The sequence below is a fragment of the Streptomyces sp. NPDC050535 genome (assembly GCF_044457665.1).
Taxonomy (GTDB): domain Bacteria; phylum Actinomycetota; class Actinomycetes; order Streptomycetales; family Streptomycetaceae; genus Streptomyces.
Map to the genome: position 1 here is coordinate 1 of NZ_JBITHE010000053.1, position 13,353 is coordinate 13,353.

Sequence of the window (13,353 nt, forward strand, 5' to 3'; positions counted from 1 at the left end):
GATGAGCGACCACAGTTCATCCGACACGATCCACGGTCGCGACTGACGCTTCCCCATGCTCACATCAACGAGCGATCAAGCGGACAGTCACATGACCAACCCGCTTTTGTTAGAGCCAGTTAGGCGGGTCGGCTCTGCAGGTCCTGGAGTCCGACGACTCGTAGCAGGTCAAGCTTCCGCTCATCCTCGGAACCCGGCGCGGCCGTCATGATCACGATCGTCTGGTCACCTGGACCGCCGGTGAAAGTGTCGCAGTCCACGACGATGTCCCCAACTAGGTCTGTATGCACAGTCTTGCGGCTGCTGCGTAGTTCTCCGACTGTCCCTACCTTCCAGCGTCGGGCGAAATCGGGGGAGGTCTTGATCAAGCGATCGATCAGCTGCGGGATCTCCGGATCATCCGGATAGCGGCCGGCTGCGGAACGCAGGTGGCCGACGAGGTCCCGCGCGTAGGCTTCATCGTCCTCAGGTGTGTGCGTCACCGGGATCGAACCCTCGAAGTAGCGCCAGGCGACATTGCGCTCCAGCCGAGTCTGGCTGGACGGGTCACCGAACAGGGTGGCCCAGAGCGGATTCCACAGCACCAATTCGTAGATCGCGGTGTGCACGGCCACGGCCACCGGGGCATTGCGGAACCGGTCCACCATCCGCTGCGCGCTCGGCGTGACGTGCCTCGGCACGTGTCCGGCCGGGGGGACGGCCGCGCCGGCGACGCGGAACAGGTGGTCGCGTTCGGCGTCGGTCGTACGCAGCGCCCGGGCCAGAGAGGCCAGTAGTTGCGGGGAAGGGTTGCGGGCGCGGCCCTGCTCCAGACGGACAATGTAGTCCACGCTCACCCCGGCGATCAGGGCCAGCTCCTCGCGGCGCAGTCCGGGCGCGCGACGGTCCAGCCCGGGGGCTAATCCGACATCTTCCGGGCGAACTCGGTCCCGCCATGCCCGAAGGATCTGCGCGAACTCGTCCATGCCCTCCATGATGCCTTGGGATCAAGGGAAGCGGGTGGTACTGCTGTTCCCACCGTCGAACAGTGCCTGTCAGCCGGCCCGTCGGCGGCGCAGAGTGGCGGCATGACCACAACCCTGGTGACCGGGGCCAACAAAGGCCTTGGTCTGGAAACCACCCGCCGCCTGATCAGCGCAGGCCACACCGTCTACGCCGGTATGCGTGACCTGGCCGCCGGAGGCGCCGCCCGGGAGTTCGGCGCGATCCCGGTCCAGCTCGACGTCACCGACCAGGACAGCGTTGACAAGGCGATCGCGTCCCTGCCCGAACTCGACGTGCTGATCAACAATGCGGCCATCGGGGGCACGTCGTGGGGCCTCGACGACCTGGACATCGAAGCGATGCGCATGGTGTTCGAGACCAACGTCTTCGGCATCGTCCGAGTCACCCAGGCCGCCCTGCCCCTGTTGCAGCGCTCGTCCAATCCAGTGATCGTCAACGTCGCCTCGGGGCTGGGCTTTCCCCGTGCCCTGCTGGACCCGGACGACGATTCCTTCACCGGATACATGGTGCCTTACGCCAGCTCGAAGGCGGCTGTGATCACGCTGACCGTGCAGTACGCCAAGAGCCTGCCCGGGATGCGGATCAACACCTCCGACCCCGGCTACACGGCAACTGACCTCAACCAGCACAACGGTCACCAGACCGTCACTGAGGGTACGGACGCCACGGTCGCCTTGGCCCTGTTGGGCCCAGACGGTCCGACCGGTGAGTTCCACAGCCGGCGGAGCCAAATCACTTACTGAACTTGGCCTCGACGAACAAACTGTGGCGACCAATCTCGCACGAGATCCGAGCATACGCGTACCTACCAGCTGCATCTATGCGCAGCCGGGCGATCTCGCCCAGGGTAGGAGAGGAAGAAGGAAGATTCCAATGACTGACAGCGACCTGCGTAACTGGTACCTGCGGTACGTCGCGACGCTCGACGCCCATGAGCTCGAGAATATGGACGAGTTCATCGCCGACGAGGTCATGTTGAACGGCGAGTCGGGGACCAGGGACAACGTCATTGCCGAAATGAAGCACAGTATCGATGCCGTTCCAGACCTTCACTGGGAAGTCAAGGAACTGCTGCTCGACCGCGACCGCATCGCTGTGCGCGCCGTCAATACCGGCACTCCGGTAAAGGAATGGCTTGGCGTCGCTCCGACCGGCGCCTCCTTCGAGATCGTCGAATACGCCATCTACAAGGTCAGCCACGGCCGATTCGTGCAGATGACGAACCTGCATGATTCGGCCGATGCACGTCGGCAGTTGACCGCCTGACCTTGGGACAAGGGGCGGCGGACGCCCAAGAGGTGTGTGGTTACGACGCCGCTGGCCAGCCACATCCCGGGCAGTCGCAGCCAATGCCGCACGGCTGACCGGGAACGTGGCCGACTCGTGATCACGGACGGGACGCCTGGGCCATGGCCGTCTTTATCCTTCGCTGCACGTAGAACACTAGGCTTCTGGCCCGACGCGCCGTTGCCGTGACGGCAGTCGATGCCGATCCGGTGATCAGGGTCCAGGCGCAAAAGCTGCATGCAGGAGCCCTGCGCGCCGTTGCGGCACAAGATCGGGACCCACAGCGTCTCTACGAGGGACTGGACGTCCGGCGACGGAGCCCGTCTGGTCGGCGGGCCTACCGAAAGTCTCCGCGGCACGCCTCGGCCGGACCCGGCGGTGTCGTCAGAGACCGCAACTCGTCGCCGTCGCGGCTTGTTCGGTGTCAGTCCTGCCGGGCTCGTACTCGTCGCACGGCGCGGGTGTATATCCGGTCGCGGCGCTTGGCGGCCAGCAGGAACAGAACGGTGGTCACGAGGCATACCAGAACAGCGAAGATGCCGGCCTCAGGACCGAGGTCGCCGCCGGTCAGCGTCTGGGGACCCCTGACGGAAGCCTGCAGCAGGCCGCCGAAGCCGCTCCCGGATCCGGAGACGGTGATGCCGTAAATGCCCTGCTCGGCCAGGTTCCAGCCCAGGTGCAGGCCGATCGGCAGCCACAACGAGCGTGTGGCGGCGTAGACGGCACCGAACATCAGTCCTGCCCCGACGGCGATGGCCGGCGCGCCCCAGATCGTCCCGTCCGGGTTGAACAGGTGCAGAGCACCGAAGGCGAGTCCGGAGACAGCCAGCGCCCCCCACGTTCCGGTCTTTTCCTCCAGCACCCGGAACAGCGCACCACGGAAGGCCAGTTCCTCGGTGACCGCCACGCAGCTCATCACTCCCAGCGTGGTCAGCGCGCCATCGATCGAGCCCCATCCGCGGATGTGATAGCCGCCGGTCATCGCGACCAGTGCGATGGTGACGGTGAACAGGCCAAGACCAAGGGCGCTCCCCCGGCGCAGCCCCTGCCGCGCCTGAGCGAGCGACAACTCCTGCGGCCTGCGGCCCTCCAGGTGCCGCACCAGCCAGGTGTAGGCGGCCAGGGCGAGCCCGCTGGTGACCGTCCCGGCGATCAGGGCGGTCAAGGGAGTGACGTCGGCGATGCCATTGATCATGCCGGTAATGCCGCCCACGGCCAGCATCAGTACGAACAGCACCGGCAGACGTGCCCACGCCGATGACGCCCACCGCGCGCGATGCCCGGCGTTCTTCCCTGCCGGTTCGGCCGAGTGGTCAACGGGACCGTCGAGTCGCGTCGGTGACTGATGGCGGCTGGACGCCATGGTGTTCTCCTCAAGACGCGCATGCGGCGGGTAATTGTCGGTTTCGACACCGGAAAACTACGGGCCGTGAACACCTCGTAACGTCACCGCCGAGTGGGCACTTTCAGGGTCCGGCTGTCCCCCGAAAGAGCCACCCGGCCGTTCTCTCCCGGAGTACGGTCACCCACCGCCAGGCGCTACATTCAGCGGGCGGGACGGTCCGGCCAGGCGGATGCCGTGCGGTGCGCGTGCCGGGCGGGTCGTACCGGATGAGGGATCGTGCGCCACCTGCCACGACCTGCTCCTCATACCGCTCAACACTGGATTTGATCGATCATGGGTGATGATGGAAGACCAAGCAGTTCGTGGACCATCGGGTTCGGCATCACCGGCCCGGCCGGGCTCCGGTCCCCGCCCGATCCGGTCGAGCCTTCCCGAACGCGCGAACCGGCCGGCCGCCGCGACTGCCCGGCTGCGCCTGCTGGTGCGGTGGTGGGAAGCACGCCCCACCGCCGTCAAGGACCGCGAGTTCGCGCTCGTCTTCACAGTGCTGTCCTTCACGTCCCCGCTGTCACGGATCGGGCCACAGTTCGGTGACCTTCCCGTTCACGGCGCCTCCGTCGCGAGCGTGCTGCTGACCTTTGGGCAGACCCTGCCGCTCATGGTGCGGACCCGGTGGCCGGCCGCCTGCCTCGCGGGGGTGGGCACGTCGTTCGCGGTCCACCAGTGCCTCGGCTGCCCCCCGACCTTCGGCAGCCTGGGCCTGTACATCGCGCTGTACTCCGTTGGTGCCCACCAGGATCGCCTCCGGCGGACCGTGCCACTGACGGCGATGGGCGGATACATGATCTTCGGCGTCGCCCTACACACGCTGGGCTCGCCCGACGGACTGATCGACTACCTGCTCATCTACATGGTCCTGGCGGCGGTCTGGGGGCTGGGCGTCCTGATCCGCAGACAGCGGGGGCAGGAGGCCGCGCGTCGGCACCTGTCGGCGCAGGTAGCGATCGCCGCGGAACGCAGCCGTATGGCAAGAGAGTTGCACGACGTGGTGACCCACCATGTGACCGCGATGGTCGTCCAGGCAGGCGCGGCTCAGTACCTCACCGAGTCGCCTGACCGGCTCAACGACGCTCTGGACGCCATCAATGGCACCGGCCGCCGCGCACTGGCCGAACTCCGTTTCCTCCTCGGCGTGCTGGAGGCGACCGGCGATGCGGAGCCCCAGGAGCGGACGCCGATGCCGGGCCGGGTGGCTGACCTGGTCGAGCAGACACGCGCGGGCGGCCAGCCCATCCAGCTGGTCGAGGACGGGGAACAGCCGGCCACGGCCATAGGCGCCCGACTCGCGGCCTATCGCATCGTGCAGGAATCCCTCACGAACGCCGTGAAGTACGCCGCGGGCCACCAGACACTGGTACGCCTCGCGCACACCCCCGGCTGGACGGAGGTCGAGGTCACCACCGCCGGGACGGCCGACGACACGCCCGAGTCCGCCGTCCTGCGCAACGGCGGCACGCACATCTCAGGAGGCCGGGGCCTGGTCGGGCTACGGGAACGGGTGGAGATGCTGGGCGGCGAGTTCGCGGCAGGTTTGCGCCCCGAGGGCGGGTTCCGCGTGCACGCACGCATCCCTACAGGAGGTGCCTCGTGAGTGTTCCACCCACTGCTGCGATCCGAGTGCTGATCTGCGAGGACCAGGCCCTTGTACGCGCCGGCTTCGTCACGATCCTCTCCGCCCAGCCCGACATGGAGGTCGTCGGGGAAGCCACGGACGGCCGGGCGGCGATCCGCAGCGCGGAAGAGCTGAAACCGGACGTGATCGTCATGGACATCCGCATGCCCCTGCTCGACGGGATCGAGGCCACACGTCACCTGGCCGGCCCCGCTTCCCTCAGCCCCGCAAGGATCCTGATCGTCACCACCTTCAACGTCGACGAGTACGTGTACGAGGCGCTGCGCGCCGGCGCCAGCGGCTTCCTGCTGAAGGACGCCGCACCGTCCGAACTGATCAACGCCGTACGCACCGTCGCCCGCGGCGAGTCCCTGCTGGCCCCCGCCGTCACCCGCGCCCTGATCGGCCGCCACGCCGAACACCTGCGCCCCGCCACCGCCCCCGCCTCCCCCGAACGCGACCGCCTCAAAGCCCTCACCAGCCGCGATCACGAGGTCCTCCTCCTGATCAGCGAGGGCCTGTCGAACGCCGAAATCGCCGCCGCGATGGTCATCAGCCCCGAGACCGTGAAAACCTACGTCTCCCGCATCCTCACCAAACTGGACCTTCGCGATCGCGTCCAGGCGGTGGTCCTGGCCTACCGGGCCGGCTTGGCGGGGAACGGCGACCGGACCTGAACGACCGGCGGTTCTGTGCAGGAGGAAGGGAGCACCGCCGTGGTCGCGCTCCCTTCCTCCTGCGACGGTGACCACAGGCCGACTCGACCTGCCGGGACGCCCAAACGTCCGAGCAGCCCGTAACACCAGGAACGTCGTACCAGGAACGTCGCACCTGAAATCCACGGCACAGGAGGCGGCAGCGCGGGGGCAGAGCCGGTCGCGGCCACACCTTCCGTGGGGTGTCCGCCCCCGATCGCCTCCAGCGGACTCCGTGAGCATCTCGTCAAGTGCCCGGGGCGGCGCCGGCCCCCTTCCACAATGCCGGGAGGCCCTCGGACAGTGCCCGGAAGGAGACCGGCGGTCGCAGGACGCCGGATTCCCGCTTCCGGACGGCTGGCGAACGGCGGCGGGCGCCTCCGAAGACGGCCCCTGTCCGTTGTCCGTCCGCCGGGACCCTCGACGCGTGCGCTGTCACCCGAGCGAGCTACCCGAGGTGTCCACCCGGGGGTGAAGCGCCCCGCAGGTGGTCTCCAGTTGACTCACCGACTGTCCATACAGCAGCTGGACCGATGGTCCGGCCGAGTCGAGCAGCGGGAGAGCAACACGATGAGGACGACACGCAGTTCCGGGAAGTCCGGTTTCCCCGGAAGTCGCCGGTTCGCGGCGGCACTGGCCATTTCGGCGCTGGCCGGAGCCGGACTGGCTGCATGCGACGAGAGCACCGAGAACCCGTCGTCGACGCGGAGCAAGGCAGCCCCACAGACCAAGGCGGCCACTCAAAGCGCGGGCACCGCCAGGATCGTCTGGGGCGAGTGCCCGCAGCCGGCCAAGGGCACGAGCCGGGACTCCCGGCTGTCCTGCGGCACCCTGAAGGTCCCACTGGACTACCGGAGGCCGACCGGCGCGAAGATCGACGTGGCGGTCTCACGGCTGGCCACCGCCACACCCGGCAAGCGGCACGGCGTCCTGCTGCTGAACCCCGGCGGACCGGCCCTGGGCGGTCTCGACATGCCCGCGACCATGGCGCCCACCCTGCCGAAGTCCGTCCTGGACAGCTACGACCTGATCGGCTTCGACCCGCGCGGCGTCGAGCACAGCACCCCGCAGAGCTGCGGCCTCCAAGACCCTGGCGTCGCCGCACTCTTCCCCTACCCCGCCGCGGACGGCTCGATCACCAAGAACATCACCCTCGCCAAGACCAACGCCGACAAGTGCGCCGACACCGCAGGCGACAAGCTGAAGTACTTCACCACCGCCAACACGGCCCGCGACATCGACCGCATACGCCTTGCACTCGGCGAGCGGAAGATCTCCTACTGGGGCCAGTCCTACGGCACCTACCTCGGCGCCGTTTACAGGTCGCTGTTCCAGAACCGGACCGACCGGATGATCCTGGAGGGCAACGTCGACCCCACCAAGGCGTGGGCCGACGAGGTCGCGGACACCTGGGGCAAGGGCATGGCCGACCGGTTCCCCGACGCTGCCGCCGTCGCCGCTGCCCAGGACAGCACCCTCGCACTGGGCGACAGCGTCGAGCAGGTGACCCGGACCTACCTCACCCTCGCCGACCGGCTCGACCGCAAGCCCGTCGCCGTACCCGGTACACCGCTGTCACTGGACGGGCCGCTGTTGCGGAACATCACCTACAGCATGCTCCTCCACAACGACACCCTCCCGCCGCTGACCGCCTTCTGGAAGGCCGCCGCCGACCTGGCCGACGGCAGCACCACCGAGGCCGACAACGCGGTTCTCCAGCAGATCTTCGCCGACACCCCAACGTCCCCGGGCGTCCCCGCGGACAACCAGGCCACCATGTTCCTGGCACTCACCTGCGGCGACGCCGAATGGCCCCACGACCCCGACAGCTACGCCGCCCGCACCGCCGCCGACCGCAGGGCGTGGCCCCTCACCGCAGGAATGCCGGCCAGCATCTGGGCCTGCGCCTACTGGACGAAACCGGCGGAGCAGCCCGTCACCGTGACCGCCAAGGGCCCCCGCAATACCTTGATCCTGCAGAACCGCCGGGACAACGCCACCCCGTGGGAAGGCGGCGTCGGCCTGCACAAGGCCCTCGGCGCGAGTTCCGCGTTCGTCGGTGTCGACAACGGCGGGCACTACGTCTACGACGCAGGCTCCACCTGCGCAGACAAGGCCACCGTCGGCTTCCTGACCACCGGTCGGTTGCCGGGCGAAGACACGCACTGCACCGACGTCAAGCAGAAGTGACACCGCGCTCGGCGGTCCTCGGTCGCCCGAGGCCGCCGAGGCCGCCGAGGCCGCCGAGGCCGCCGAGGCCGCCGAGGCCGCCGAGCGCAAGCGTCCCGCCGGCCTTGAGACGCGGCGATCTCCTTGTGGTGCGCAGGGGCCGCCCCTTCACCACAGGCAGAACCTGACGAAGCATCAGGGGAGTGCCGACATCCGTTCGGTGCCGATGACTCGCAGTACGTCGAGTGCCGATTCCTCCCGCGTACCGGCTGCGGCGGAGTAGACGATCATCGACTGGTCGGTGTCCGGCAGCAACAGGGTGTCGCAGTCCAGGAGGAGACGTCCCACCTCGGGGTGGTCGATCGTCTTGCGCATCGACCGGTGCACCGTCGATCGCCCCTCCTCCCACATGCTCCGGAATCGCTCACTGCCGGTGGTCAACTCCTCGATCAGCCCACCGAGTTCCGGATCGTCCGGGTAGCGCGAGAGCGCGGTGCGCAGCAGACCGACCGATTGCTGCGTCCAGGTTGTCTCTTCCTCCGGAGTGAAAGTCACGCGAGCGTGGCCGGTGCCGAGGATCCGTTGCCAGATGATGTTGCGACGCCCCTCGGGCCACCGGCTCAGGTCGCCGAGGAGCGCGCAGGCCATCGGATTCTGTGCCAGGACGTCGCCCTTGGCCGACAACACCACCGTGGGAAGGTCGGTCAGCCGTTGGAGCAGCCGCAGCACGCTCGGCCGTATCGACATCTCGATCCCCCCGGCGAGCGGTGGTGTGCTGCCGGCGAGGCGGAAGACCTGGTCGCGTTCGTCAGGTTCGAGTCGCAGAGCCTGGGTCAGTGCCTTGAGTACCTGGGTGGAGGGTCGCGGTCCGCGTCCCTGTTCGAGGCGGACGATGTACTCCACGCTCACCCCCGCGAGCAGGGCCACCTCCTCGCGGCGCAGTCCGGTGACCCGCCGCCTCGGGCCGGCGGTGAGACCGACCTCGCGCGGTGCGATGCGTGCCCGGGCGGACTTGAGGACACGGGCCAGTTCGAGACGATCCATGCACCCATCATCCCGCTGACGGCACAAGACATCCTGGTACAGCCGCTCCTACCCTCGGGCGTACCTGTATCGGCTCCCGCCACCCGCGCATCATGGACGCATGAGCAGAACTCACACCTTTTGATGACGGGAAGTGCGCTCGCGAGGACGCCGGGCAGGTGACGGCTGACATGACGTGTTCGCCGCTGCACGTTCCTTCCAACGCCTTGGACACCACCGTCGTCCGCACCGTCCGCGCGTACTCCGGCCGTCTCGACGCCCCTGCCCCTTCGCCCGGGCGGACCGAGCAGTAACACCAGCCACCGCGACGACTTCCTCCCCCGTGGCGGGCAGACCGGGCACAGGCTCGGTTCGCCGTGAGTTCGACACCGCCGAAACCTGCGATTTCTCACGTTTCACCGAATCTTGGAGAAAGCGATATGTCTGAGTCAGTGGTACCGACGTTTTCATTGGCGGAGCGTGATCGCCGATGGCACTTGGCGCGTACGTTCATGGAACGGGAGGGTCTCGACGCGCTGTTGGTCTTCGGTGAGCACGAGGACGCAGGCCCGGCTCCGGTCGCTTACGACACCTGGTTCACCAACGGCCGACCCGGCACGACGGTCGTCTTCCCCCGGACCGGCGAGCCGATCTCGCTGCTGCCGGGGCCCATGTTCATCATGGACCACCTGGAATCCTCCCGCCGAGGCGACATCATGTGGATTCCCCCGCGCAATTTACGCGGTACCCGTCAGTCCGGCATGATCACCGCGACGCTCGACGAGCTCGGGTTGGCCGAAGCGGTCATTGGCGTTGTCGGCCTCGGCCCGCACATGCCGTGGCACCCCGAAGGGATCATCCCGCACGGGCTTTGGAGCAACGTCCTGACGCGTTTCCCCGAGGCCGGCTTCCGGCCGGTGGATGTCCCCTTCGGTCAACTCATCATGCCACTGGGCCAGGAGGAGCTCGCCGCTCTACGGCACTCGGCCAGGATCGGTGACGCCATGGTGGAGGCCATGGTGGCAACCGCCGCTCCCGGCGTTCCGGAAAGCCGGGTGTACGCAGCGGGTATGTCCGAGGGGTACAGCCAGGGATCGCTGCCCGCGGCCATGCACTTGTGGTCGGGACCGGATGTGGTCGCAGCGGGGCCGCCGGCCTGGGGCCATCGTCCGCAGGCCCCCCGTGTTCTCGAGGACGGCGACATCATCTACGCCGAGGTGTTCTCCAACTTCGGAGGGCGTCACACCCAGAACCAGGTCACCATCACCGTCGGCGACGTGCACGAGGACTTCCACCGCGCCGCGGAAGTCGCCCGCGCGGCCTACGACGCGGGCCTGAAGGCACTGCGCCCGGGCCGGACATTCGGCGATCTCGTCGATGCGATGCACGAGCCGATCGACGCCGCCGAAGGATGGCCGTTCCTGATCGCGGTGCATTCGCTCAACCCCGGCCTTTCCGTGGGCAAGGGCCGCGGGCTCTTCAGCCGTATCCCCGGCGCCGAAGGATATCCGCGTGTGCCTGACCACCCCACGTTCCTGTCCGACATGGAACTGGTACCGGGAATGAGCTTCGCCTTCGAGCCGAACTACGCGTTCGGGCGTCATCTGGTCCACCTCGGGGGAACGGTGGTCGTCGGCGACGACGAACCGATCGAGCTCAGCCCGTACACAGCGCGGGTCCTGCGGGCGACAGGAACTGCCGCTTCCTCACCGATGTAATCCACCGGCCGGCCCGCCCGCACGGGCTGTACCGACATTTCCTTCACGTCTCAATTCAAGCTGACCGCCGCCAAAGCTGGAGCAATTGATATGACCACGATTCTGATCACCGGCGGCCACTCGGGTATCGGCCTCGCCGCGGTGCGTACGCTCGCCGCACGAGGCATCGACATCGTGCTGGCGGGACGCAGCCTGGAGCGCATGGCAGAGTTCGCGGACGACCTGCGCGCGACACACGGCGTGACCGTGACCACGCTGACGCTCGACGTGTCATCCCTTGCGTCGGTCCGGGCTTGCGCCGCGCAGTTCCGGACGGCGGTCGAGGCCGGCGAGATCGAACCGCCGGACGCGATCCTCTGCAACGCGGGGGGCCGCTTCGACGGTGAGATCTCCTACAGCCCCGACGGGTACGAGACGACCTTCGCGACGAACTGCCTCGGACACTTCCTGTTCGTCGAGCTCCTGCTTCCGATTCTGGCTGAGCAGGGCCGGATCGTGTACACCACCAGCGGTACCCACGACCCCGACTCGATGGACGGAAAGGCGGTCGGTGCCGCCGTGGAGCCGGACGCCTTCGCGCTGGCGAACAACGGCAGGAACGGCAGCAAGGCGCTGTCCGCCGGGAAGCGCTACTCCACCTCGAAACTGTGCACGATGCTGTACGTCTACGAGTTGGACCGCCGGCTGCGCCGTGCCGGCAGCTCGGTCGCCTCGATCGCTTTCGACCCGGGATCAGTTCCTGAGACCGGCTTCCTCCGCGGAATGCCGAAACCGGTCCAGTGGTTCTCGAACACATCTGTCATGAAGTGGATGTCCAAACGCATCGGCCTCATCACGTCCGACGTCGAATTCTCCGGCGCGTCCCTGGCTGCGATCGCGGCCGACCCCGACTACGCGAACCACTCCGGCACGTACTTCCAAGCGAACGACGGAACCCTCTCGGCCGTGCGATCGGCACGGATCTCCTATGACGAACAGCGCGCGGCGAAGCTGTGGGACGACTCCAGGCAGCTCGTCCACCTGACCGCCGAGGAGGAGCCTGCGCAGCTGCGATAAACGCAGTCGAGCAGCTCAACGCGGCGAGTGAGCTCGACTGGTCCGGCGGGCGTGTGAACGGCTCCCACATCTGCGCGAAAAAGAGTGCCTCTATGGCTTTCGTCAAGCCGTAGCTGGTGTTGTGGGTGGTTGGTGGAAGGTGCCGTCGCGGAGCATGGCGAAGAGGTCGTCGGCGCGTCGTCGGGCCAGGGCTGTGAGAGCGGCGATGTGGTGTTTACCTCGCGGCGTTTGCGGTCGTGGCAGGCACGTGACTCGGGCTGGGAGAGCGAAGCGAACGCGGTCAGCCAGAAGGCGCGTTTGAGTTGGTTGTCGCCGGGTTCGGAGGGGTGCTCGCCGCGGATGGACGATCCGGAGTTCCGGGTCGCGGGTGCCAGGCCGGCGTAGGTGGCGAGGTGTCCGGCGGTGGCCAGGCCGCTGCTGTCGCCGACATCGATGAGGACGCCGGCCGCGGTCCTGACCCCGATGCCGGTCATGGAGATCAGGACCTGGGGGCAGCGGGTGGGCCTCCAGGAGTTCCTCGATCCGGACGGCGAGGAGTTTGCGCTGGTCGAGGACGGGCTGGAGAGACCTGACGAAGCTGGGGACGATCAGCGCGGCCGCGTCGGCGCCCGCGACGACGACAGTCTGTTCGTCGAGTGCGGTGAAGATGTCCTCGATCAGCCGCTCGGCCATCCGCGGCGCCTTCGGCCGCATCAAGGTGATCAACCGTCGCCTTCCGGCTTTGCGGATCTGGGCCGGTGAGCCGAACTGGTCCAGCAGTCTGAGCACAGCCGGGTGCTGGATCGGTGGGCCCAGGAGACGCTCAAGTGACGGGTGGATCTGGGTGAGCAGGCCCCGCAGTCGGTTTGCGGTCCGAGTGGACTCGCCCGCCAGGTCGTCGTCGAACCCGGCGATCATGGCGAGTTCGGCGACGGTCTCGTCGTCGGGATCGATCGTCAGCAGGGTGTGGGGCATCGTTCTGGCGGCGTCCGCGATGACGAAAGCGTCACGGGCGTCGGTCTTGGCCTCGCCAGGGTGAAGATCGGCGATCCGTCGCATCGTCAGGCCGGGCAGATACGCGACCTGGCAGCCCGCATCCCGGGCGACTGCCAGGGGCAGAGCCCCGATGGAAGCCGACTGGTCAACGACAACCAGCACACCCGGTCCGTCGCCGGTCGGTCCCCGTGATAACGATGATTCTGCGCTGCCCCATGGCTTCCTCCTCTGCTGGTAGACCATCGGACGACAACAAGGCCCATGAGCCCTCGCACACCCCGAGGGTTCACAGGCCGGGTTCATGAGGTGACGTGTCAGGACAGTGCGCGCGTCCCCTCGGAGCGGAGCTGGCCGCGGGTGTAGAGGCGCCCATTGCGTTGGGCCGAGCGCAGGAACATGACCGTGGGG

At 67.7% G+C, this 13,353-nt stretch carries 11 protein-coding genes and 1 pseudogene; 7 read left to right on the forward strand and 5 right to left on the reverse strand.

Annotated elements, in window-relative coordinates; genetic code table 11:
- Window positions 1–119: 119 nt before the first annotated feature.
- Window positions 120–965: a helix-turn-helix transcriptional regulator gene (locus ACIBLC_RS41755; RefSeq protein ID WP_399216717.1), complete on the reverse strand. Its 846-nt coding sequence runs from the start codon at window positions 963–965 to the stop codon at window positions 120–122.
- 102 nt (window positions 966–1,067) lie between these two features.
- On the opposite strand from ACIBLC_RS41755, the gene ACIBLC_RS41760 reads away from it, so the two are divergent.
- Together ACIBLC_RS41760 and ACIBLC_RS41765 are read left to right on the forward strand one after the other, a co-directional pair.
- Window positions 1,068–1,748: an SDR family NAD(P)-dependent oxidoreductase gene (locus ACIBLC_RS41760; protein WP_399216718.1), complete on the forward strand. Its 681-nt coding sequence runs from the start codon at window positions 1,068–1,070 to the stop codon at window positions 1,746–1,748.
- Between the two features lie 130 nt (window positions 1,749–1,878).
- The gene (locus tag ACIBLC_RS41765) at window positions 1,879–2,271 is read left to right on the forward strand and encodes an ester cyclase (RefSeq protein WP_399216719.1); all 393 of its coding nucleotides are present in this window, start codon (window positions 1,879–1,881) and stop codon (window positions 2,269–2,271) included.
- 445 nt (window positions 2,272–2,716) lie between these two features.
- Here the strand turns inward: ACIBLC_RS41765 and ACIBLC_RS41770 are convergent, their stop codons facing one another.
- Window positions 2,717–3,514: a lysostaphin resistance A-like protein gene (locus ACIBLC_RS41770; RefSeq protein ID WP_399216720.1), complete on the reverse strand. Its 798-nt coding sequence runs from the start codon at window positions 3,512–3,514 to the stop codon at window positions 2,717–2,719.
- Window positions 3,515–4,118: 604 nt separating this feature from the next.
- On the opposite strand from ACIBLC_RS41770, the gene ACIBLC_RS41775 reads away from it, so the two are divergent.
- The 3 genes from ACIBLC_RS41775 to ACIBLC_RS41785 all read left to right on the forward strand — a co-directional run bounded on the left by ACIBLC_RS41775 (window position 4,119) and on the right by ACIBLC_RS41785 (window position 8,194).
- A complete protein-coding gene (locus ACIBLC_RS41775) occupies window positions 4,119–5,288 on the forward strand; it encodes a sensor histidine kinase (protein ID WP_399216721.1) in 1,170 nt (389 codons plus the stop codon).
- Window positions 5,285–5,986 (forward strand): response regulator, encoded by a 702-nt coding sequence (locus tag ACIBLC_RS41780; RefSeq protein ID WP_399216722.1) that lies wholly within the window; start codon window positions 5,285–5,287, stop codon window positions 5,984–5,986. Before ACIBLC_RS41775 ends, ACIBLC_RS41780 begins: the two co-directional genes overlap by 4 nt.
- 588 nt (window positions 5,987–6,574) lie before the next feature.
- The gene (locus ACIBLC_RS41785; RefSeq protein WP_399216723.1) at window positions 6,575–8,194 is read left to right on the forward strand and encodes an alpha/beta hydrolase; all 1,620 of its coding nucleotides are present in this window, start codon (window positions 6,575–6,577) and stop codon (window positions 8,192–8,194) included.
- On the opposite strand, the gene ACIBLC_RS41790 is transcribed toward ACIBLC_RS41785, so the two are convergent.
- Window positions 8,181–8,369 carry a hypothetical protein gene (locus ACIBLC_RS41790; RefSeq protein ID WP_399216724.1) on the reverse strand — a complete coding sequence of 63 codons (189 nt, stop codon included), beginning with the start codon at window positions 8,367–8,369 and terminating at the stop codon, window positions 8,181–8,183. The two genes, ACIBLC_RS41785 and ACIBLC_RS41790, sit on opposite strands and share 14 nt — an antisense overlap.
- Entirely contained in the window at window positions 8,369–9,217 is an 849-nt protein-coding gene (locus tag ACIBLC_RS41795; protein ID WP_399216725.1) for a helix-turn-helix transcriptional regulator, read from the reverse strand. Before ACIBLC_RS41795 ends, ACIBLC_RS41790 begins: the two co-directional genes overlap by 1 nt.
- A 356-nt stretch (window positions 9,218–9,573) precedes the next feature.
- On the opposite strand from ACIBLC_RS41795, the gene ACIBLC_RS41800 reads away from it, so the two are divergent.
- A complete protein-coding gene (locus ACIBLC_RS41800; RefSeq protein WP_399216726.1) occupies window positions 9,574–10,914 on the forward strand; it encodes a M24 family metallopeptidase in 1,341 nt (446 codons plus the stop codon).
- Between the two features lie 90 nt (window positions 10,915–11,004).
- Window positions 11,005–11,970, forward strand: coding sequence for an SDR family NAD(P)-dependent oxidoreductase (locus ACIBLC_RS41805; protein ID WP_399216727.1), 966 nt, complete (start codon window positions 11,005–11,007; stop codon window positions 11,968–11,970).
- A gap of 102 nt (window positions 11,971–12,072) precedes the next feature.
- Here the strand turns inward: ACIBLC_RS41805 and ACIBLC_RS41810 are convergent.
- Window positions 12,073–13,107, reverse strand: a pseudogene (locus ACIBLC_RS41810) (IS110 family transposase); the annotation flags it as partial.
- Between the last annotated feature and the right edge of the window lie 246 nt (window positions 13,108–13,353).

Coding starts and splice junctions, on each gene's coding strand:
- ACIBLC_RS41755 (WP_399216717.1), bottom strand. CDS start 965: ATGGACGAGTTCGCGCAGATCCTTCGGGCATGGCGGGACCGAGTTCGC.
- ACIBLC_RS41785 (WP_399216723.1), top strand. CDS start 6,575: ATGAGGACGACACGCAGTTCCGGGAAGTCCGGTTTCCCCGGAAGTCGC.
- ACIBLC_RS41765 (WP_399216719.1), top strand. CDS start 1,879: ATGACTGACAGCGACCTGCGTAACTGGTACCTGCGGTACGTCGCGACG.
- ACIBLC_RS41790 (WP_399216724.1), bottom strand. CDS start 8,369: ATGCTTCGTCAGGTTCTGCCTGTGGTGAAGGGGCGGCCCCTGCGCACC.
- ACIBLC_RS41795 (WP_399216725.1), bottom strand. CDS start 9,217: ATGGATCGTCTCGAACTGGCCCGTGTCCTCAAGTCCGCCCGGGCACGC.
- ACIBLC_RS41770 (WP_399216720.1), bottom strand. CDS start 3,514: ATGCTGGCCGTGGGCGGCATTACCGGCATGATCAATGGCATCGCCGAC.
- ACIBLC_RS41805 (WP_399216727.1), top strand. CDS start 11,005: ATGACCACGATTCTGATCACCGGCGGCCACTCGGGTATCGGCCTCGCC.
- ACIBLC_RS41760 (WP_399216718.1), top strand. CDS start 1,068: ATGACCACAACCCTGGTGACCGGGGCCAACAAAGGCCTTGGTCTGGAA.